Annotated in this window: 18 protein-coding genes; 6 read left to right on the top strand and 12 right to left on the bottom strand. The window is 65.9% G+C overall.

Translation table 11 applies throughout. The features are described 5' to 3' along the window. Positions 1-8: 8 nt before the first annotated feature. Positions 9-524 (top strand): DUF494 family protein, encoded by a 516-nt coding sequence (locus tag FHW64_RS24795; protein ID WP_184530881.1) that lies wholly within the window; start codon positions 9-11, stop codon positions 522-524. 84 nt (positions 525-608) lie between these two features. Here FHW64_RS24795 and FHW64_RS24790 read toward each other — a convergent pair whose 3' ends face one another. The 5 genes from FHW64_RS24790 to FHW64_RS24770 form a co-directional block, all read right to left on the bottom strand. Then, entirely contained in the window at positions 609-3005 is a 2397-nt protein-coding gene (locus FHW64_RS24790; protein ID WP_184530880.1) for a DUF1631 family protein, read from the bottom strand. A gap of 129 nt (positions 3006-3134) precedes the next feature. Further along, positions 3135-4088: a protein translocase subunit SecF gene (secF, locus tag FHW64_RS24785; protein WP_184530879.1), complete on the bottom strand. Its 954-nt coding sequence runs from the start codon at positions 4086-4088 to the stop codon at positions 3135-3137. A 12-nt stretch (positions 4089-4100) separates the two neighbouring features. Continuing rightward, the gene (gene secD, locus FHW64_RS24780) at positions 4101-5978 is read right to left on the bottom strand and encodes a protein translocase subunit SecD (protein ID WP_184530878.1); all 1878 of its coding nucleotides are present in this window, start codon (positions 5976-5978) and stop codon (positions 4101-4103) included. A gap of 125 nt (positions 5979-6103) precedes the next feature. After that, the gene (gene yajC / locus FHW64_RS24775; RefSeq protein WP_093165411.1) at positions 6104-6433 is read right to left on the bottom strand and encodes a preprotein translocase subunit YajC; all 330 of its coding nucleotides are present in this window, start codon (positions 6431-6433) and stop codon (positions 6104-6106) included. Between the two features lie 214 nt (positions 6434-6647). Next, a complete protein-coding gene (locus FHW64_RS24770; RefSeq protein ID WP_184530877.1) occupies positions 6648-10265 on the bottom strand; it encodes an indolepyruvate ferredoxin oxidoreductase family protein in 3618 nt (1205 codons plus the stop codon). 173 nt (positions 10266-10438) lie between these two features. On the opposite strand from FHW64_RS24770, the gene FHW64_RS24765 reads away from it, so the two are divergent. The 5 genes from FHW64_RS24765 to FHW64_RS24745 all read left to right on the top strand — a co-directional run bounded on the left by FHW64_RS24765 (position 10439) and on the right by FHW64_RS24745 (position 15366). Further along, entirely contained in the window at positions 10439-10936 is a 498-nt protein-coding gene (locus tag FHW64_RS24765) for an Lrp/AsnC family transcriptional regulator (protein ID WP_184530876.1), read from the top strand. Between the two features lie 34 nt (positions 10937-10970). After that, positions 10971-11735, top strand: coding sequence for a basic amino acid ABC transporter substrate-binding protein (locus FHW64_RS24760; RefSeq protein WP_184530875.1), 765 nt, complete (start codon positions 10971-10973; stop codon positions 11733-11735). Between the two features lie 80 nt (positions 11736-11815). After that, a complete protein-coding gene (locus tag FHW64_RS24755; RefSeq protein WP_184530874.1) occupies positions 11816-12583 on the top strand; it encodes an amino acid ABC transporter permease in 768 nt (255 codons plus the stop codon). Between the two features lie 13 nt (positions 12584-12596). Then, positions 12597-14225, top strand: a complete 1629-nt coding sequence (locus tag FHW64_RS24750) for an MFS transporter (RefSeq protein ID WP_184530873.1) — start codon at positions 12597-12599, stop codon at positions 14223-14225. Positions 14226-14241: 16 nt separating this feature from the next. Next, complete coding sequence (locus FHW64_RS24745; RefSeq protein WP_184530872.1) at positions 14242-15366, top strand: SGNH/GDSL hydrolase family protein; 1125 nt, start codon at positions 14242-14244, stop codon at positions 15364-15366. On the opposite strand, the gene FHW64_RS24740 is transcribed toward FHW64_RS24745, so the two are convergent. The 7 genes from FHW64_RS24740 to FHW64_RS24710 all read right to left on the bottom strand — a co-directional run bounded on the left by FHW64_RS24740 (position 15359) and on the right by FHW64_RS24710 (position 21793). Next, positions 15359-15688 (bottom strand): cytochrome C oxidase subunit IV family protein, encoded by a 330-nt coding sequence (locus FHW64_RS24740; protein ID WP_184530871.1) that lies wholly within the window; start codon positions 15686-15688, stop codon positions 15359-15361. The two genes, FHW64_RS24745 and FHW64_RS24740, sit on opposite strands and share 8 nt — an antisense overlap. An 8-nt stretch (positions 15689-15696) precedes the next feature. Continuing rightward, positions 15697-16395, bottom strand: a complete 699-nt coding sequence (locus FHW64_RS24735; protein ID WP_184530870.1) for a heme-copper oxidase subunit III family protein — start codon at positions 16393-16395, stop codon at positions 15697-15699. Between the two features lie 10 nt (positions 16396-16405). Then, positions 16406-17026 carry a cytochrome c oxidase subunit 3 gene (locus tag FHW64_RS24730; protein WP_184530869.1) on the bottom strand — a complete coding sequence of 207 codons (621 nt, stop codon included), beginning with the start codon at positions 17024-17026 and terminating at the stop codon, positions 16406-16408. Next, entirely contained in the window at positions 17023-18798 is a 1776-nt protein-coding gene (locus FHW64_RS24725) for a cytochrome c oxidase subunit I (RefSeq protein WP_184530868.1), read from the bottom strand. Before FHW64_RS24725 ends, FHW64_RS24730 begins: the two co-directional genes overlap by 4 nt. Beyond that, positions 18795-19958 carry a cytochrome c oxidase subunit II gene (locus FHW64_RS24720; protein ID WP_184530867.1) on the bottom strand — a complete coding sequence of 388 codons (1164 nt, stop codon included), beginning with the start codon at positions 19956-19958 and terminating at the stop codon, positions 18795-18797. Before FHW64_RS24720 ends, FHW64_RS24725 begins: the two co-directional genes overlap by 4 nt. 43 nt (positions 19959-20001) lie before the next feature. Beyond that, a complete protein-coding gene (locus tag FHW64_RS24715; protein WP_184530866.1) occupies positions 20002-20517 on the bottom strand; it encodes a DUF1269 domain-containing protein in 516 nt (171 codons plus the stop codon). A 79-nt stretch (positions 20518-20596) separates the two neighbouring features. Then, the gene (locus FHW64_RS24710) at positions 20597-21793 is read right to left on the bottom strand and encodes an NAD(P)/FAD-dependent oxidoreductase (protein ID WP_260306321.1); all 1197 of its coding nucleotides are present in this window, start codon (positions 21791-21793) and stop codon (positions 20597-20599) included. Positions 21794-21854: the final 61 nt, after the last annotated feature.

The raw sequence follows: 21854 nt of genomic DNA, 5'->3' as shown, positions 1-21854 counted from the left end.
TTGGGCCCATGTTCGAAGTGCTTGTTTTTGTCTACGAAAACTATTGGCGCGGCGATGCATGTCCCGCGCCCGAACAGTTGGGCCGCAAGCTCAGTGCGCAGGGCTTCGATGCGGATGAAATCCGCGAAGCGCTGCACTGGCTCGACGGCCTGAGCCTCGCCACCCAGGGGATCCAGCTCATTCGCCATGCGGACGAGACGACGGCAACGGTGAGCATTCGCAGTCGGAGCGACGAGGTCGTTCCCCAATCACCCAACTCGATCCGCGTTTACTCAAACGCCGAGCAGGAACACATCGGCGCGGAGTGCCTGGGTTTCATCAGCTTCCTCGAATCCTCCGGCGTCCTGCCGACGGGGATGCGCGAGATCGTGGTGGAGCGCGCAATGGCCACGCCCGGCGAGCCGCTGACGATCGACGAACTCAAGATCATCGTCCTGATGGTGCACTGGTCCACGGGGCTCGAGCCCGATGCGCTGGTGCTCGATGAGCTCTGCGACGACACCGACACGCGCGTAGCGCATTGAGGCTCGCCTCCAGGGTTGCTCACTTCGTGTAGCCGGGGCGCGGCCCGGCGGAGCCGGTTCCGCGGCTGCTCACGAATGAGCGAGCTAGTTCAGTAGGCGCTCGGGGTTGGCGTCGAGTTTGGCCAAGGCCTCGCGGGTTGCGCGGACGGTGAGGGTTTCTTCCTCGGCGGGCACCAACAGGCCGGCCTGCAGGTAGGACGCCAGGCGGCCCACCTGGATGAGGAAGCTACGCCCGTCAGTGGATGCGAACAGATGGAGCTGCTTGCGTTCGCTTCGCCACACGAACTGGACCTGGCTCACCCGGTCGTTGTGGTCCAGCATGAACCAGTTGCCCACCTGGAGCTCGTGCGCCCAGGCGAGCATGTCTTCGCCCACCTTGGTGCCGGTATCGGGCACCACCTCGATCGAGGCGGCATCCACGCCAAGCAGGAGCTCAATGCTGGCGGCGTCGAGCGGCACGTCCATCGTGCCTTCGTCGGACACGAAATCCTCGAGGTTGGCGAGGCGTTTCGCCATCGCCTCGATCTTGGCCTGAGGAATCGCCTCGGTCTTCGACATGAACGCATCGGACAAGGTCGCCCCGATGGTCTTGATGTGCTGTTCCTGCGCATCTCCGATGATGCCGAGCAGCGTCATGCCCTGCCGCAAGCGCTGAAGCAGCTTGGGAAGATCCTGGATCACGCGGGTGCGGTCGTTGCGGTTCGGCTTGGCGCTCGCAGCCCAGACGAGATCCGAAGCAGACCGCTTCAGCATCACGGTCTGCTCGTCCTGCGGCCCGTAGCGCAGCGCGGCGATGGCCAGTACCTCGGCCCAGACCTTGAAGAGGAACTCGCGGATCTCCTCGCGCACCGGCATGTCGTTGAGCATCTTGCGCAACTCGATGGTGTACTGGATCGCCATCGTTTCCTTCTGCTCGACCTGCTGCGCAACGCTCATCACCTTCTGGGCGGTGTCGCTCTGCGTGAGGTACTTGTTGAGGAAGGCGACGAATTCGTCGAACACCAGCTTGAACACGCGCTGGCCGGTTTCCGGATACTGCTCGATCACCTGCACGACGCGGCGGATCTCGCCTTCGAGCGCACTGCCCGAAATGGCCGCGGCATCGAAGCCCATCACGCAGGAACCCATGCGGTCGATCAACATGCGCGCCGGGTGCTGAAGGGTGCCGAAGAATTCGGGCTCGGCGATCGCCACGCGCAGCACCGGCATTTGCAGGCGCGCAAACCAGACACGCGCCGAGAACGGGATGCGCTCCTCCGCGAGGATCGCCTGGAACATCAGGGCCACGATCTCGACGGTGGCCTTGTCGGCCGTCGTTGGCGCCCTTTTCTTGAGCTCTGCACTGCGCCTCCGGAGGTCCACGGTGGCCTGGAGCACGGCTGTCGCCTCGTCGCCCACGACATACTGCGACGCCGCGGCCTGGTAGGCCACTTCGGCGTCGGCGATCGCGGCAGCAAAGGCCGGCGCACCCGCCATGCCCGCCGGGCCACCCGCACCATCGCCCACGCCGACTGCCGGTCGATGTTGCGTGATGTCACCGCCGATGCGCGCCGTCACGAAGCGCTTGAGATTGAGCAGGACACCCTGGGCACGCTGGCGAGCAACGAGCAGCGGCGAACCGCCTGTGGCACCCATCGAATCGCCGGCAGTCATCGCCGCGCCGCCACGCCCCATTCCGACGCCGATCGCGGCCGGGGCGAAGCTACCCGCCGGCAGGGCATAGCCACCGCGGCCGCCGCCCTGCGGCACTTGCGCGGTCACGCCCAGCGATGCGCTTCCCGATGCATGAGAGGCCGCGAAGCTGCCACCAAGCGCTGCGGAACTTGAATTCACCGAACCGGTGCGGCGCACGAAGCTCTTGAGGTCGATCTCCGGCATCACGTCCCGGCTGATCAGGTATGCGTTGGCGTCTTTGTAAGCCTTCAGCATCGCATCGACCATATGCGTCTGCATCTGGTCCTGGATCTTGGTCCAGAGCCCCAGGCTCAGCCCATTGGCGAGCCACTGGTCGACGAGCACCTTCGCGAAAGCCTCGGGTTTGAGGACGTCCTTGGCGTCGAGCTCGCTCGTTCCGTCGAGATGCTGGATGCGCAGCCGAAGGTCATTGAGCTCGAAGCTGGCCTTGTCCTGGATGGACTGTGCAAGTCGCGACGACACGATGTTCGTCTCGACGACCTCGTCGCCGATCAGCTCAAGACGCAGCGAATTGGAAGACGACCCGCCCGATGAACTGCTGGCCAGCGTCTTGCGCCACGCCTCGCGCGAATGCGCGACCCAGGCGGCCCCGTGCGACTGGAACGCCAGGAAGCCGTCCCGGTTTTCCTGCATGTCCCGGGCGTTGCCGGTTTGCGAGGCCAGCGCCACCAGCCGTTCGCTGATCGCATGGGCCACCGGCTCGATCACCGCCTCGGTGGCGGCGACGAAACGCTCGCGCGTCTCGCGGGAGATCTGGAGGGAAGAGGCGTGGGACCGCGCGGGCATGGAGGGGGAATTCAGGACGTGTATCTAATTATTCGACATTCACGAGCTTGCATCGGGAAGCGCAACCGCACAAGAGCCGGCAATGCTCGGCAACCCCAACACGACGGTCGCAGCGCCGGCCTTTCATGTTCAGACGGTCGCACCCGCGTTCGGATCATCCGGATCGCCCTCGCGCTTGACCGGCCCCTTGACCAGATCCTCGCGCTTCACCCCCAGCCACATCGCGATGGCGGCGGCCACGAAGGCCGAGGAGTAAATGCCGAAAAGAATGCCGATGGTCAGCGCCAGCGCGAAGTAGTGCAGCGTCGGGCCGCCGAAGAAGAACATCGACAACACCACGAGCTGAGTCGAGCCGTGCGTAATGATGGTCCGGCTGATGGTCGAGGTGATCGCGTTGTCGATGACTTCTCGCGTGTTCATCTTGCGATAGCGCCGGAAGTTCTCGCGCACCCGGTCGAAGATCACGACCGATTCATTCACCGAGTAGCCCAGCACCGCCAGCACTGCCGCGAGCACCGCCAGAGAGAACTCCCACTGGAAGAAGGCAAAGAAGCCCAGGATGATCACCACGTCGTGGAGGTTGGCCAGCACGGTGGCCAGCGCAAACTTCCATTCGAACCGGAAGGCGAGGTAGATCATGATGCCGACCACCACCATGCCGAGCGCCTTGAGGCCGTTGGTGGTGAGTTCCTCGCCGACCTGCGGGCCGACGAACTCGGTGCCGCGCAAGGTGGCCGAAGGATCGACCGCCTTGAGCGCCCCCATCACCTGCTCGCCCTGCTGGGCCGACGTCTGGCCCTTCTGCACCGGCAGACGGATCTGCACATCGCGCGAGGTGCCGAAGTTCTGCACCAGTACGTCCTGGTAGCCGAGCTTGCCGATGGTCTCGCGCACCTTGCCGATGTCGACCGGTTGCTGGTAGGCCACTTCCATGACCGTTCCGCCAGTGAACTCGACCGAGAGGTGGAGCCCGCGATGGAACAGGAAGAACACCGCGAGAAGGAAGGTGACGACCGACACCGCGTTCAGCACCAGCGCGTGGCGCATGAACGGGATGGTCCTGTGGATACGGAAGAATTCCATTTGGTTTGCCCCTTACTTCGCGTCGCCGGTGGCCTGGTTAGCCGGCTTCCAGACGGTGCCGATCGAGAGGGTCTTGAGCTTCTTCTTGCTGCCGTACCAGAGATTGACGAGGCCGCGCGAGAAGAACACGGCCGAGAACATCGAGGTCACGATGCCGATGCAATGCACCACCGCGAAGCCCCGGATCGGTCCGGAACCGAAGGCCAGCAGCGCGATGCCGGCAATCAGGGTGGTGACGTTGGAGTCCAGAATCGTGTTCCAGGCCCGGTCGTAACCTGCGTGGATGGCCGCTTGCGGCGACGCACCGCCCCGCAGTTCTTCGCGGATGCGCTCGTTGATCAGCACGTTCGAGTCGATCGCCACGCCAATGGCAAGCGCCATGGCCGCGATACCCGGCAAGGTCAGCGTGGCCTGCAGCATCGACAGGATCGCCACCAGCAGCAACAGGTTGACGGCCAACGCGATCGACGAGAACAGGCCGAACAGCGCGTAGTAGATGCACATGAACACCATGATGGCCAGGAAGCCGTACATGACGCTGTTGAAACCCTTCTGGATGTTGTCGGCACCGAGGCTCGGGCCGATGGTCCGTTCCTGGATGATTTCCATCGGGGCGGCCAGCGAACCGGCGCGCAGCAGCAGCGCGAGGTCGTTGGCTTCGACCACGTTCATGGCGCCGGAGATCTGGAAGCGGTTGCCCAGCTCGCCATTGATCGACGGTGCAGTGAGCACTTCGCCACGGCCCTTTTCGAAAATCAGGATCGCCATGCGGCGGTGCAGGTTCTCGCGGCTGACGTCGCGCATGATGCGGCCGCCCTTGGCGTCCATGGTCAGGTCGACCTTGGGTTGCTGCGTCTGCGAGTCGAAACCGGGTTGGGCGTCGGTGAGGTTCTCGCCGGTCACGAGCACCTGCTTCTTCACGATCACCGGACGACCCTGGCGATCAATGAATTTCTCGGAGCCGAACGGCACCGGGCCGGTGCCCTGCTCGGCCGCGCGGCCTTCGGCGCTCTCGTCGACGAGGCGCATTTCCAGCGTCGCGGTCCGGCCGAGGATGTCCTTGGCCTTCGCGGTGTCCTGCACGCCCGGCAGCTGGACCACGATGCGGTCGAGGCCCTGCTGCTGGATCACCGGTTCGGCCACGCCGAGTTCGTTGATCCGGTTGTGCAGCGTGGTGATGTTCTGCTTGAGCGCTGCGTCCTGCAGCCGACGTGCGGCCTCCGGCTTGATCGACGCCGTCAGCTTGTAGTCGGCGCCTTCCTGGCTTTCGACTGCGACGAGATCGGGGAACTGGTCCTGGAGCAGCGCTTTGCCTGCCTGCAGGCCAGCCGCCTCGCGGAAGCGCACCTCGACGGTCTGGCCGACGCGCGTCACCGACGTGCCGCGAACGCCCTTGTCGCGCAACCCCGTACGGATATCGCCCGCGAAGGATTCGGCGCGCTTGTCCATGGCGCCCTGCATGTCGACCTGCAGCAGGAAGTCGACGCCGCCACGCAGGTCGAGGCCGAGGTACATCGGGAAGGCGTGCAGCGCGGTCAGCCAGGACGGCGAGCGCGACAGCAGGTTGAGCGCCACCACATAGGGCGGATCGCTCGGATCCGGCACCAGCGCGTGCTGCAACACGTCGCGTGCCTTGAGCTGGTCATCGGTGTTGGTGAAGCGCGCGCGAACCGAGGTGGCGTCGAGCGTCAGCAGGTCGGGCGCCAATCCGGCGGCCTTGAGCGCTTCTTCGACACGGCTGCGGGTGCCAGCGTCGACCTTCACGGTCGACTTGGCCGCCGACACCTGCACCGCAGGCGCCTCGCCGAAGAAATTGGGCAGCGCGTAGATCAGCCCCACGAGCAGCACGATCACGATGATCGCGTACTTCCAAACCGGATATCTATTCATGATCTTGGCCGGCGACCCCCGGCCCGTTAGTGAAACACCGCGGAACCGGCTTCGCCGGGCCGCTGGTGTTGCCCCCGGTAGGGGGTGCCCGAGCACACGAAGTGAGCGAGGCTGGGGGGGAGCATTTACTTGATCGCGCCCTTGGGAAGGACCTGAACGACAGCGCTGCGCTGGATCTGGACCTCGACGCCCTTGGCGATTTCGATGGTCAGGTATTGCTCGCCGAGCTGGGTGATCTTGCCGAGCACACCGCCCGCGGTGGCGACTTCGTCGCCTTTCGCCAGCGCCTCGATCATGGCGCGGGCTTCTTTCTGGCGCTTCATCTGCGGCCGGATCATGACGAAGTACAGCACCACGAACATCAGGAGCAGCGGCAGCATGCTCCCGAGCGACGACATCATGTCACCGCCCCCGGCGGCGGGCGCGGACTGGGCAAAAGCAGAAGAAATGAACAAGGGAATCTCCAGCAGAGGGAAGAAAACAAGCGCGCCGGCCTCCCGCACAACGCAGGAGGTCCGCCGGTCCGCGGCGATGCAAGCAGGCCGCGCAGCGCGGGGCCTGGCCGCGCACAGCACCGGGCATTGTATTCGGCGGAAAGCGCCCCGGCAGGGCCAACCCGCCGGGGCGCTCAGGGCTTTGAGGTCAATCGCTGGAGGACTCGGAGAGCCCTCAGGCCGCTGCCCGGGCGGGCTGCGGATTCCGCCACTTGCCCATCAACTCCGCCCAGCGGGTGCGGGCCGCCGCCAGGTTGCGGTCCTTGACGTGGCCATAGCCACGGATCTGCTCGGGCAGGCTGGCGATCTCGACAGCCAACGCGTGGTTGGCGGCGGTCAGCGTGCCCAGCACTTCGTCGATGCTCGCCCGATACTCGCCAATCAGCGCGCGCTCGGTCTTGCGTTCCTCGGTGCGGCCAAAGACGTCGAGCGCCGTACCGCGCAACCCCTTGAGCTTCGCCAGCAGCCGGAAGCCGGTCAGCATGGCCGGGCCGAATTTCTGCTTCTGGAGCTGGCCCTTGTCGTTCTTTTTCGCAGTGAGCGGGGGCGCGAGGTGGTAGTTGAGCTTGAAGTCCTTGCCCATCTGCCCCTCGAACATCCCTTCGATGCGCTGGAGGAAGGCCGGATCGCTCTGCAGGCGGGCGACTTCGTATTCGTCCTTGTAGGCCATCAGCTTGAACAGGTAGCGCGCCACCGCCTCGCTGAGGCTGGTCTTGCCGAGCGCCGACTCGGCCTTCTGCACCTTGACGACAAAGGCCTTGTACTCGTCCGCATACGCGGCGTTCTGGTAGCCGGTCAGGAACTCGACCCGCCGCGCGACCAGCGCATCGACCGAATCGCGCTTCTTGAATTCGACGATCTGGCCCGGCTGGACGCGCTTTTGCACTTCCTGCGGCCGCTGCGCCGCCTGGCGGCCCCACTCGAAAGCCGTCTTGTTGTTCTCGACGGCCACGGCGTTGAGCTCGATTGCGCGCATCAGCGATGCATGCTCGAGCGGGATCCAGCCCTTTTGCCAGGCATAGCCCAGGATCATCGGATTCACGTAGATGCTGTCGCCCATCAGCGAAATCGCGGCCGCGTCGGCATCGAAAGCGCCGACCGCATCGGCGCCGACCGCGCGCGCGATCTCGTCGGCGCAGGCATCCTGTGGGTTCTGCCAGTTGGCGTTGCGCACGAACGCTGCCGTCGGGCTGCTGTGGCTGTTGAGCGCGACGTGCGTGCGCCCTTCGCGCATGCGCGCCATCGTCTCGGCATTCACGCTCACGAGCGGATCGCAGGCCAGCACCAGATCGGCAGCCGCCGTGCCGACGCGCGTGGTGCGGATGTCGTCCTGCGTGTCACCGATCAGCACATGGCTCCAGGTTGCGCCGCCCTTCTGGGCCAGCCCGGCCGCGTCCTGCGTGACGATGCCCTTGCCTTCGATGTGCGCGGCCATGCCGAGCAACTGTCCGATCGTGATCACGCCGGTACCGCCGACGCCCGCCACGACCACGCCCCAGACCAAGCCGCCCGCGAGCGAAGGCAGCGCCGGCTCTGCGAGTGCACCTAGTTCGGCGGGTGCCGCGCTCTTCCCCTTGGCCTTCTTCTTGAGCTGGCCGCCCTCCACGGTCACGAAGCTCGGGCAGAAGCCCTTCAGGCAGCTCATGTCCTTGTTGCAGGTGCTTTGGTTGATCGCGCGCTTGCGGCCGAATTCGGTTTCCAGCGGCTCCACTGACAGGCAGTTGCTCTGTACGCTGCAATCGCCGCAGCCTTCGCAGACCAGTTCGTTGATGACCACGCGCCGGGCCGGATCGACCGCCGTGCCGCGCTTGCGGCGACGGCGCTTCTCGGTCGCGCAGGTCTGGTCGTAGATAATGGCCGTCGTGCCCTTGATCTCGCGGAACTCGCGCTGGATCTGGTCCAGCTCGTCGCGATGCCGCACCTTGACGTTGTCGCCCGGCACGTTCACGCCCTCGTACTTTTCCGGCTCGTCGGTGACGACCACGACCTTGGCCGCGCCTTCAGCGTGCAGGCTCTCGGCAATCTGCAGCACCGAATGACCCTCGGGCCGCTCGCCAACCTGCTGGCCGCCGGTCATCGCGACCGCGTCGTTGTAGAGGATCTTGTAGGTGATGTTCACGCCAGCCGCGATGCTCTGGCGGATCGCCAGCAGGCCGCTGTGGAAGTACGTGCCGTCACCCAGGTTCGCGAAGATGTGCTGCTCGTTGGTAAACGGCTGCTGGCCGACCCACGGCACGCCCTCGCCGCCCATCTGCGTGAAGCCGATGGTCGAGCGGTCCATCCAGGTGGCCATGAAATGGCAGCCGATGCCGGCCATGGCGCGCGAGCCTTCGGGCACCACGGTGCTGGTGTTGTGCGGGCAGCCCGAGCAGAACCACGGCTGCCGCGTCGCGTCGGCCGCGCTGACGATCTGCGGCCCGGCCATGGCGCGCTCCTTGGCTTCGAGGATGGCGAGCTGCGCGTCGATGCGCGCGGCCATGTCGGCGCCGGCGGCCGCGAGGATGCCGGTCTTCTTCAGGCGTTGCGCGATCGCCTTGGCAATCAGCGCCGGATTCAGGTCGGCGTTGGCGCGCAGCAGCGTGTGCGCGGTCGGGTTGGGCATCGACCATTCGCCGCCCGAATAGCCCTCGGCCTCATGCACTTCACCCTCGTCGAACTTGCCGACCACGTTCGGGCGGACGTCGCTGCGCCAGTTGTAGAGCTCTTCCTTGAGCTGGTATTCGATGACCTGGCGCTTTTCCTCGACGACGAGGATCTCCTGCAGGCCGGTCGCGAAGTCGCGGGTGAGCTGCGCCTCCAACGGCCAGACCACTGCAACCTTGTGCAGCCGGATGCCCAGCTGCCGGCAGGCCGCATCGTCGAGGCCGAGGTCGATCAGCGCCTGGCGCGTATCGTTGAAGGCCTTGCCGCTGGCCATGATGCCGAAGCGATCGTTCGGGCCTTCGATGACGTTGTGGTTGAGCCGGTTGGCGCGGATGTAGGCAAGCGCGGCATACCACTTGTAGTGCATCAAACGCGCTTCCTGCTCCAGCGCATGGTCGGGCCAGCGGATGTGCAGGCCGCCCGGGGGCATCTGGAAATCGGTCGGCATCACGATCTCCACGCGCTCGGGGTCGATCATCGCGGTGGCGCTCGATTCGACGATTTCCTGGATCGTCTTCATGCCCGACCAGATGCCGGCGAAGCGGCTCATCGCAAAGGCGTGGATGCCGAGGTCGAGGATTTCCTGCACGTTAGTCGGGAAGAACACCGGCGTGCCGCAGGCCTTGAAGATGTGATCGCTCTGGTGCGCAGCGGTCGAGCTCTTGGAGATGTGGTCGTCGCCGGCCACTGCGATGACGCCGCCCCAGGGCGTGGTGCCGGCCATGTTGGCGTGCTTGAAGACGTCGGAGCAGCGGTCAACGCCCGGCCCCTTGCCGTACCAGATGCCGAAGACACCGTCGAACTTGTTGACGCCCTGCGGTGCAAAGCCGAGTTGCTGCGTGCCCCAAAGCGCCGTCGCGGCAAGCTCTTCATTGACGCCCGGCTGGAAGACGATGTTCTGCTGCTTGAGGTACTTGCTCGCCTTCCACAGTGCCTGGTCGTAACCGCCGAGCGGAGAGCCGCGATAGCCGCTGATGAAACCTGCCGTGTTCTTGCCCTGCTGCTGGTCCCGCAGTCGCTGCAGCATCGGCAGCTTGACCAGGGCCTGCACGCCGCTCATGAAGGCGCGGCCGTAGTCCAGTGAGTATTTGTCGTCGAGCGTGACCGTTTCGAGGGCCTTGCGAATGTGCTCGGGTAGCGGGGCGTTCATCGTGTCTGTCTCCAGTTGGCTTTGCCTTGTGGGCGTGGCTTGTACGGCGTCCGGGTTTGGACACCGCCAGGCCATCATGTCGCAAAGTGTATGCCTGCTGTCCTGACAGGTGTTTGCTTTCTTTGCCCATTGAACCCCGCTTTCAGAAAGACTCTTTCTTAGAATGGCGAAATATGGAAAGCATTGACAAGTTCGACCTCGCAATCCTGCAAGAACTGCAGGCCGATGGGCGCCTCACCAACGCCGAACTTGCGCAGCGCGTGGGGCTTTCGGCTGCACCGTGCTGGCGCCGCGTCCGCGCGCTGGAGGAAGCCGGCTACATCAAGGGCTATCACGCCGAGATCGACCGGCACAAGATCGGGCTCGGCGTGCTCGCTTTCGTGCGCGTCGATACCGAACGCACCACGGGCGACCTCACGCGCAAGCTCGAGGACGCCATCCGCAAGCTGCCCGAGGTGATCGCCTGCCACTACATCAGCGGAACCGGCACTTTCGAGCTGCAGGTGGTGGCGCAGGACCTGGACAGCTTCTCGCGCTTCGCGCTGCAGCACCTGCTGAATCTGCCGAACGTGAAGGACATCCACACCAGCTTCTCGCTCGGTGAAGTCAAGGCGAGCCACGCACTGCCGCTGGGGCATCTGGGCCCGAAGAGCGGCTCCAGCGGCCCCTAAAATCGCCCACCACCATTACGACAAGAGGCACCTGATGAATCGCTTCCGCCGCGCTCTCCTGCTTTCGCTCGGCCTGATTGGCGCCTCTCTGGCGCTCAACGCCCAGGCGCAGAACCGCGAACTCACAGTGGCCTCGAGCGCCACCTATGCGCCGTTCGCCTTCGAAAACAAGGACAAGCAGATCGTCGGCTTCGACATCGACATCATCAACGCCATCGCGAAGCAGCAGGGCTTCAAGATCAAGCTGGTGAACACGCCCTGGAGCGGCATCTTCGCGGCGCTCAACAACGGCGACGTCGACCTGATCATCTCGGGCGTCACCATCAACGAGAAGCGCAAGCAGAGCTACGACTTCTCCCCGCCCTACTTTGCCGCCAAGCAGTTGATCGCGGTGCCCAAGAGCAGCAGCGTCACGTCGCTGAAGGACCTCGCCGGCAAGAAGATCGCGGTGGTCAACGCATCCACCGCCGACGACGTGGTCTCGCGCGAATTCGGCAAGACCAACCCGAACCTGCGCCGCTTCGAGAGCACGCCGCTGATCATTTCCGAGCTGGCCGGCGGCGGCGTCGATGCCGCTGTGGGCGACAACGGCGTGATCGCCTACCGCGTGGCGCAGAACCCCGATCTCAAGACGGTGGACGACAAGTCCTTCCCCGAGGAATCGTTCGGCATCGTCGTGAAGAAGGGCGACAAGGCGCTTCAGGACAAGCTGGCAGCCGGCCTCGCGGCTATCCGCGCCGACGGCACCTACGCGACGATCTACAAGAAGTGGTTCGACAAGGACCCGAGCGCCAAGTAGGGCGGTCTCCCGCGCTGACAAATCACGCACGGCCGCTCCCCGCGGCCGTTTCTCATTGACCGCTGTGGAGGGAATGTTCGATGGACCCCATCGTCTGGTTCGGCTGGTTTCGGGCCGACATCCTGTTCGAATACAAGAGCCTGTTCATCGAAGGCGCCTGGATGACGCTGCGCATGACGGTGGTCTGCGTGCTGCTCGGCGCGACCTGGGGCCTGTGCCTCGCGCTCGCGCGCCTGGCTCGCCCGGTTCATGCACCCTGGAGCTGGATGGCGCGCTTCTTCCTGCGCTGGCCATCGACGGTGTATGTGAGCTTCTTCCGCGGCACGCCGCTCTTCGTGCAGATCCTGCTGATCCATTTCGCGGTGATGCCGCTCTTCATCCATCCGACCACGGGCCTGATCGTGACCGGCGATCTCGCGCGCCAGTTGAAGCAGGAGCACGGCGCGCTGATCTCGGGCATCGTGGCGCTCACGCTGAATTCGGCTGCCTACATTTCCGAAGTGTTCCGTGCCGGCATCCAGTCGATCTCCAGGGGACAGGTGGACGCCGGCCGGTCGCTGGGCTTCACGCATGCACAGGTGATGCGCTATGTGGTGCTTCCGCAGGCATTCCGCCGCATGCTGCCGCCGCTCGGCAACAACGCCATCGCACTGCTCAAGGACACCTCGCTGGTCTCGGCGATCGGCCTGGCCGAGCTGGCGTATGCCGCCCGCACCGTGGCCGGCGCCTATGGCCGCTACTGGGAACCGTACCTCGCCATCTCGGTGATCTACTGGCTGATGACGCTGGCGCTCACGACGATGCTGCGCCGGCTCGAACATCGGCTCGCGCGTAGCGACCGCGGCTGAGGCCACGAACCACATGCCACCGATCTCGCCCGAAGAAACACCTCTCCCGCCGCGCCCGAGCCAGCCCGCTCGCATCGGCCCTCTCGAGCCGCTCAGGCTGCCCGTGTTCCGCATGCTGTGGAGCACCTGGCTCATCGCCAACATCTGCATGTGGATGAACGACGTGGCGGCGGCGTGGATGATGACCTCGCTCACCACATCGCCGATGTGGGTGGCGCTGGTGCAATCGGCGTCGACCCTGCCGGTGTTCCTGCTCGGGCTGCCAAGCGGTGCGCTGGCCGACATCCTCGACCGGCGACGCTGGCTGGTCGCGACGCAGTTCTGGCTCGCCGGCGCCGCCATCGTGCTATGCGCCGCCGTCGTGCTCGACCTCATGACCGCGCCCCTGCTGCTGGGCCTGACGTTTGCCAACGGCATCGGCCTGGCGATGCGCTGGCCGGTGTTCTCGGCGATCGTGCCCGAGCTGGTGCCGCGCACGCACCTGCCGGCGGCCCTCGGTCTCAATGGCATCGCGATGAACGCCTCGCGCATCATCGGTCCGCTGCTGGCGGGCACCCTGATCGCGAGCGCCGGCACGGTATGGGTGTTCGGTCTCAACGCGGTGATGTGCGTGGCCTCGGGCTTCGTGGTGCTGCACTGGCGGCGCGAGCACACGCCGAGCCCGCTCGGCCGCGAGAAGCTCGTCAGCGCGATACGCGTCGGCGTGCAGTTCGTACGGCAGTCGCGTCGCATGCGCGCCGTGCTCACGCGGGTGGCGATCTCCTTCCTGCATTCGACCGCGCTGCTCGCGCTGCTGCCGCTCCTGGCGCGCAATCTGCACGGCGGCGGCGCCGGCACCTTCACGCTGCTGCTGGCCGCGATGGGCGCTGGCGCGATCGTTGCGGTGCTGTTCCTGCCGCGCCTGCGTCAGGCAATGGCACGCGACCAGCTCGTGCTGCGGGGCACGGTGCTGCAGTCCGGCGCAACGGCGGTGATGGCGGTCGCGCCGAATGCTTGGGTGGCGGTGCCGGCGATGTTCCTGAGCGGCATGGCATGGATCACCGTGGCCAATTCGCTGTCGGTGTCGGCCCAGCTCGCGCTGCCCGACTGGGTCCGCGCGCGCGGCATGTCGATGTACCAGATGGGGATCATGGGCGCGAGCGCGTTCGGCGCCGCGCTGTGGGGTCAGGTGGCCGAACTGACATCGCTCTACGTCAGCCTGGGTGTCGCGGCGGTGAGCGGCGTGGTGTGCATGTCGGCCGCCGTCCGCTACGTGACCGACGGCACCGGCGAGGAGGACGACACCCGTCCCGCCACCCAGGGCTGGACCAAGGGCCCGCCCGACAGTCCGCCCGATGAAGAGGGCCGCGTGATCATCACGGTCGAGTACCTGATCGACCCCGCTCGCGCCGCCGCTTTCCGCCTCGTGATGCACGAAACGCGTCGCGCGCGGCTCAGCCAGGGCGCGATCGCCTGGGAACTGCTGCACGACATCGCCGAGCCCAACCGCTATGTCGAGCAGATCACCGACGAGTCGTGGACCGAGCACTTGCGCCGGTTCCACCGCGCCACCGCCGCGGACATGGCGCTGCGCGAGCGCCGGCTGGCTTTCCACAAGGGCGAATCGCTGCCCGTGATCACGCGCTACATCGCGCATCGTTGAGTCACAATCCGCGGCCATGAGCCCTCGACTCTTCGGCCTCTTCATCGCGTGTGCCATCGTGGTTCTGGCGGTTGCGGCCGTCGCGGTGGCGCTGACCCGCAGCGATGGCGCACCGCCCGGCGCGATCCCCCCGCCTGCGCCGCGGGGCACGATCCCGATTGCAGTCCTGGGCGACTCCAACAGCCATTCGTACCAGGACAGTCTGACCTTCCCACCTGGAGGCCGCGAGCGCGGGGGCGCGTTGCACGATCGCACCTTCCAGTGGACCGAAGTGCTCGCACGGCTGCGCGGCAACGAGCTCGACCTCGGCCCCTGGTTGCATTGGGGGCGCCCGTGGTGGTCGGCCTGGGCACGCAATCTGGTGGGCCTGCTGCCGTCGCGCACACCGATCAAGCAGGACTACCTCTACAACTTTGCGAACTCCGGCGCCGCCTGCAAGAACCTCATGGGCGACGGGCTCGGTTTCCGCTATCCGCAGGTGCCGCGCCTGCTCGCGTTGATGAAGGAACAGCCCACGCGCTGGCAGAACGGCGTCGTCGTGATCTACATCGGCGCGAACGACTGGAATGCCTACCTCGACGTGATGGCGCGCGACCCGCAGGCGCCCGAACTGCGCCGCGTGATCGACTACTGCACGCAGCAGATCAACCGCTCGATCGAAGCGATCCATGCCGCCCAGCCATCGGTGCGCATCCTGATCGCAGGCATGACCAATCAGGGCGATGACCCTGTCGAGCAGGACAAGTACCGCGACGCGACGTCGCCGCCCAATATCCGCAAGGCGCTCGCCAGTGCCAATGACGCCTTCCGCAAGATCGCCGAGGCCGATCCGAAGCGGATCGCCTTCTTCGACTCCGATGCGTGGGCCGTGGAACGCTGGGGCATCCGTGGCCCCAACGGCGAACCGGATTTCAAGTCCGTTCGCCTCGGCCACCTGACGGTGACCCACACGCAAGGCGACGAGCCTTCCAACACCATGCTCGCCGACGACCATGCCGGCCTTGTCTGGAACGTACTTTGGGCGCAATCGATCATCGCCCGGCTGCGTGATGCCTTCGGGCTGCCGCTGACGCCGATCAGCGACGACGAGGCGGCGCGCTTCGTCGACGCGGTCGCGGCCAGGCCACAGCCGGCTAGTTGAAGAACAGGTGCCGCGTCAGGAAAGTGTGGCCGGCCTCCGCGAACATGAGCCCGACCAGCACCAGGAGTGCCAGAGGCGGCACCAGGATGGCGTAGACCAGGGACAGCCGTTCCCATGCCATGTGCATGAACACCGAGACGATCAGCCCGGCCTTCAGCAACATGAAGATCACGATGAGTGACCAGCGCAGCAGCCCATGGAAGTGGAAGTAGTCGACCAGGTACGACATCGTGCTCAGAACGAAGAGCAGCCCCCATATCTTGAGATAGAGACTGATCGGATGTTGCTGGCCGGTGCCGCTGGGTGTGCCGGATGGATTCATGGTCGACCTCACCAGAGATAGAACAGCGCGAAGATGAAGACCCACACCAGATCGACGAAGTGCCAATAGAGGCCCGCGATCTCGACGATCTGGTAGTTGCCGCTCTTGTCGTAGTCGCCCCGCACCAGCTTGAAGGCCACCGTGAGAAGGTAGACCACGCCCGCGGAGACGTGCAGCCCGTGAAAGCCGGTGATCATGAAGAAGGCCGAGCCGAACTGCGCAGCACCCATCGGATTACCCCACGGCCGCACACCTTCGTGGAGGATGAGCTTGGACCACTCGAAGGCCTGCATGCCGACGAAGATCTCGCCGCACGTAGCGGTCACGATCATCAGCGTGGCCGCGTTGATCTTGTCGCGGCGATAGGCGCAGTTGACCGCCATGGCCATCGTGCCGCTGCTGCTGATGAGGACGAAGGTCATGATCGCGATCAGCAAAAGGGGCACGTCCGCGCCGCCGACGTTCAGCCCGAACACCTCGCTCGGGTTCGGCCAGCTCGCGGTGGTCGATACGCGCACCGTCATGTAGCCGATGAGGAAGCAGCTGAAGACGAAGGTGTCGCTCAGCAGGAAGATCCACATCATCGCCTTGCCCCACGAGACGTGGAAGGCGCGGCGATCGGACGACCAGTCGGAGACCAGGCCGCGCAACCCTTCGAGGGCTGCGGTACCCGCGGTGGAATGAGATGCAGCAGTCGCGGTACTCATGGAGGCCCTTTCAGACAGTGCCACAGATGAGGCGTGCCACCTCCGGCGTGACCCAGGCGAGCAGGGCGAACAGCGCCAGCCATACCGCCAGCATGAAGTGCCAGTAGCGGGCGCACAGCGCGATGCGCCAGCCGCCATCGGCAGCCTCGCGCGGGAAGGTGCGCATGACCCACGCCCATGCGATCAGTCCTCCGGCCACGTGCAGGCCATGCATGGCGGTGAGCAGATAGAAGAAGCTGCCGGCCGGATTGCCTGCGGGCACCACTTGCGCGTTCAGCATCACTCGCCAGGCCCAGAGCTGCACGCACAGGAATGCGATCGCGCAGATTCCACCGGCGAGCAGCAGTCCGTGCGCGCGAGTCGCATCCACACGGCGCGCCGCAGCGCCGGCACGCTGCAAGGTCACGCTGCCGGCGACGAGCAGCGCTGTGCTCAGCCAGAGTTGCCACGGCAGCGCGAGCGTCACCGCATCCGTGCTGTTCATGCGCATCAGGTAGGCCATCGCGAAGAGCGAGAACAGCGCCGTGACCACGCCCATGAAGACCCAGAGCCCGATGCTCGCCGCCCTCGCCCGCGGAGTGGTGGGACCGGGGCTGCGGTCGATGCGCGGGGCGACCATCGTGGCGGTCATGCCGGCACTCCACTGGCTTCACCCTTGCCGTGTGGCTCGGGTTCCACGCCGCCGGCTTCCGGCGGTGCGTTCTGCGGGATGAAGTCTTCCTTCGCACCAGGCGTTCCATAGGCATACGCCCAGCGATAGACCACTGGCAGGCGCGGCCCCCAGTTGCCATGCGGCGGTGGCGTCGCGGCTGTCTGCCATTCGAGCGACGCGGCCTTCCATGGATTGGCGGTCGCCGGCCGGCCGCGCCACAGGCTCCACGCGAGATTGAAGATGAAGATGAACTGCGCCGCGCCGACGATGAGCGCGACCACCGTGATGAACTCGTTCAGCGCGAATGCCGATTGCGGGATGAACTTGTAGCCGTCGAAGTTGTAGTAGCGCCTTGGCATGCCCAGCACGCCGAGGTAGTGCATCGGAAAGTAGATCAGGTAGGTGCCGAGGAAGGTGATCCAGAAGTGCAGGTGCCCGAGGCGGTCGTCCAGCATGCGCCCGGAGACCTTCGGGTACCAGTGATAGATGCCGCCGAACACCACCAGCAGTGGCGCCACGCCCATCACCATGTGGAAGTGCGCCACCACGAAGTAGGTGCCCGACAGCGGAATGTCCACGCTCACGTTGCCGAGGAACAGCCCCGTGAGTCCGCCGATCGCGAAGGTGCAGACGAACGCCAGCGCAAAAAGCATCGGCACCGAAAGGTGGATGTCGCCGCGCCACAGTGTCAGCAGCCAGTTGTAGACCTTGATCGCTGTCGGCACCGCGATGATCAGCGTGGTGGTCGCGAAGAAGAAGCCGAAGTACGGATTCGTGCCCGCGACGAACATGTGGTGGGCCCAGACGACCACGCTGAGCCCGCCGATCGCGACGATGGCCCACACCATCATCCGGTAGCCGAAGATGCACTTGCGCGCATGCACGCTGATCAGGTCGGAGACGATGCCGAAGGCCGGCAGCGCCACGATGTAGACCTCCGGATGGCCGAAGAACCAGAAGAGGTGCTGGAACAGCAGCGGGCTGCCGCCCTTGTAGTTCGTGACCTGGCCCATCGACACCAGCGCCGGCATGAAGAAGCTGGTGCCCAGCGTGCGGTCGAGCAGCAGCATCACGCCGCTCACGAACAGCGCCGGGAAGCCCAGCAGCGCAAGGATGGTCGCCACGAAGATGCCCCAGACGGTGAGCGGCATGCGCATCAGCGTCATGCCCTGGCAACGCGCCTGGAGCACGGTGGTGACGTAGTTGAGGCCGCCCATCGTCGTCGCGACGATGAAGATGATGAGCGACACCAGCATGAGCTGGATGCCGCCTTCGTAGCCCGGCGTGCCGGGCAGGATCGACTGCGGCGGGTAGAGCGTCCACCCCGCGCCGGTCGGTCCGCTGCCGACGAAGAAGCTCGCCATCAGCACCAGCACCGACAGCAGGTAGACCCAGAAGCTCAGCATGTTGAGGTACGGAAACACCATGTCCCGCGCGCCGACCATCAGCGGGATGAGGTAGTTGCCGAAGCCACCCAGGAAGAGCGCGGTGAGCAGGTAGATCACCATGATCATTCCGTGCATCGTCACGAACTGGTAGTAGCGCTCGGGGTTGATGAATTCGAAATGCCCCGGGAAGCCGAGCTGGAGCCGCATCAGGTTCGACAGCACGAGGCCCACCACGCCGACCGCGATCGCGGTGCTGGCGTACTGCACCGCGATCACCTTGTGGTCCTGACTCCAGACGTAGCGCGTCAGGAAGGTCTTGGGCTCGTGGTGATGCCCGCTGTCGTCTTCATCGTGCGGATTCATCGCTGTGCCTTCTGTTCGGTGGCGGCCTGCGCGGGTGGTGCGCTGCCGAGGCTCTGGATGTAGGCCACCAGCGCATCCAGCTCTTCCTTGCTCAGATCCATCTTCGGCATGACCGGTGGGAAGCCCTTCACGCGCCGCGCGGCCGGATCGGTGATGAAGCTGCGCAGATACGCCTCGTCCACCAGCGCGCGGGAGCCGTCTTCCATGGTTTCCGTCTTGCCGAACAGGCCCTTCCAGGTCGGTCCGACGCGCGGGCTGCCGTCGATGGTGTGGCAGGCCACGCATCCCTTCGATTCGGAGAGCGCGCGCCCTTGTTCGATGCGTGCGGCAGCGCCCGCCGCGCCTTCGACCGACGGTGCCGGCGCTGCCTTGACCTGGGTCTTCGCAAAAGTCGGCAGCGTCGCCTGCCAGGCCTGGAAGGCCGCGGCGTCTTCCACCACCACGAAGCCGCGCATGTTGGGATGCCCGACGCCACAGAGCTGCGCGCACAGGGCCTCGTAGCGCCCCGCGACCGTCGGCGTGAACCAGAAGCGGCTGATCTGCCCGGGCACGCTGTTCATCCGCGCGCGGAATGGCGGCACGTAGAAGTCGTGCAGCACATCGTGCGAACGGATCAGCACAAGCACCGGCTTGTCGAGCGGCAGGTGGACTTCGTTGGAGACGACGAGCAAGTCGTCCTGGCCCGACGGATCGTTCGGGTCGATGCCGAAGGGATTGCCGCCCGTGACGTATCGCGCATCGGTCGCGCCGAGCTTGCCGTCCGCGCCCGGGAAACGGTAGTGCCACTGCCACTGTTGCCCGAGCACTTCGAGCACCATCGCATCGGGCGGCGACCTCACGAAGTTCGCGTAGACCAGCAGCCCGGGCGCGAGCAACGCTGCGATGCCGACGGAGGTGCCGATGATCAGCCAGCGCTCGAGCTTGCGGTTCTCGGGTTCAAGCTGCGCGCGCCGACCTTCGCGATGGCGGAAGCGCACCAGCGCATAGACGATGAACAGGTTGATCGCGACGAAGAAGATGCCGGTGATGATCAGCGTGATCGTCAGCGTGTCGTCCATCGTCTTCCAGTTGGACGCGAGCGGCGTGGTCCACCACGGGCTGAAGAGGTGGAACAGCACGGAGCCCACCACGATGACGACGAGGACGATGGCCATGACCATGGGCGGTTCCTTGTCTCATCGCCATCGTGTGGTCCGCCGCGCCTCAGCGAAACGCCGGGACCTGCTGCGCTTCGCCCTCGAAGAGGGCCTCGGGGTGCATCGTCCGCAGCAGCGTCTCGATGTCGTGGGCGCGCGAGCGCGGCGTGTCGACCATCAGCAGGATCCAACCCTGCGCCATCGCGCCCTCGAAGCGCTGCAGGCAAGGGCTCGGGATCGAAATGCCGATCATGCTGGCCGACCAGGCGCCGACCACGCCGCCCATCACGCCCAGCACCAGGACCATCTCCCATTCGGGCTCGTCACCCAAGACAGGGAAGTTGAGGCCCGCGATCAGTCCGAAGATCATTCCGCAGGCGCTGCCGATCGCCCAGCCGGTCTTTGCGGCGTGAACGAGGTCAGAGGTCTGCCAGATATTCGCAGCGTGAAGGCCAGCCAAGTCCGTGCCTTCCGAAGCGGCGAAATGAATGCGCGCAACGTCGACGCGCGCCTGCACGAGATCGTGCATCGCGCGTCTGGCGCTCGCCAGGTCCGGCATCAGCCAGTAAATGCGTCTGCGCATCGCACCCTCCTTTCCGTCTTGCGACGAATAAGGAACCATAACGACTTATATGCCCATGGGGCGCGTTGATCAAGTGAGGTCAGCCCAACGGGAGGAGAAGCCGCAGGACGCCGCCCGCAGTCACGAGCCGGCCCGGGTCATGGGTCTCCTCGAGCACGCCGCTCAAGCGCTTCACCAGGCTCGGGCTGCGTCGCGCCCGCCGCACGAGAAGATCGGCGAGCCACGGATGGTTGTTGATGCGGTTCGCCTGCTCGTAGGCAGCGAAGCGCGGCTTGAGTGCATCGAGCGCCGCTTCGTAGCGCGCGCACACATCGCCCGTCGACCCGGCGTCCCGCGCATCGGCGATCGCCTCCGCGGCGAGCATGCCTGTTTCCAGCGCCTTGCCGATGCCTTCGCCGGTGAACTGGTAGGTGCTGCCCGCGGCTTCGCCCGCCACCAGCATTCCGGGCCGTGACCAGCGCGCGCCCGCCAGGGAGCAGCGCAGCGGCGCACCTTTGAACGGACCGAGCGGCTCGCCGCCCTCCATCAGCTCGCGCGCCGGCTGGTGGATGCGCTTGAAAGCATCGAAGAGGTCGCGCAGGTTCACGTCACCATCGTGCGTCACGCCGACGCCAATGTTGAACACCCCGTCGGCGCACGGAAAGATCCAGCCGTAGCCGCGCCGCAGCGCGCGGTGCCACACCACCTCGAGGCCGGTGGACCGCGACGCCATCGCCTGGTGCCTCACGTAGCCGCGCAGCGCGATGCCGCTGGGCGCCTTGCGCGTGCAAAGGCCCGCGGCTGTCAGCGGGCCCGAGGCGGCGCCTGTCGCGAGCACGGTCCATTTCGCCGTCACCGACTGCGTCACGCCGCCCGGCAGCACGAGCCGCGCGCCGGTCACGCGCTGGTCCGCATCGACGAGCGGCGCCTCGAACTTCGCCGGCGCAAGCCAGCGCGCACCCGCGGCGAGCGCCGACTGACGGAGGATCTCGTCGAACTCGCGGCGAGGCAGCACCGCCAGCCGCGCAGGCACCTCGACCCTCCCGCCGCTCGGCCCCACGCAGCCGACCTGCGTCGAGGCCCGGGCACGCGAGAGCACTTCGCCCAGCACGCCGAGCCGTTCGAGCGCGCGGTGCGCATCCGGGATCAAGCCGTCGCCGCAGACCTTGTCGCGCGGGAAGTCGTGCTGATCGACGAGCAGGACATCGACCCCTGCGCGCGCCAGCATCTGCGCGCAGGCGCTGCCGGCGGGGCCAGCGCCGATGACGAGGACGTCGCACGCGGACAATGGAGACATCGACGGAGTTGACATCGCAGTTTCAGGGAGAGGCCGCAGATATTACGTCCGGCATCCGGAC

It is taken from the genome of Variovorax sp. Sphag1AA (assembly GCF_014192575.1).
Taxonomy (GTDB): domain Bacteria; phylum Pseudomonadota; class Gammaproteobacteria; order Burkholderiales; family Burkholderiaceae_C; genus Variovorax.
The sequence above is the reverse complement of the archived record's forward strand: the minus strand, read 5'-3'. Positions and strand labels throughout refer to the sequence as shown.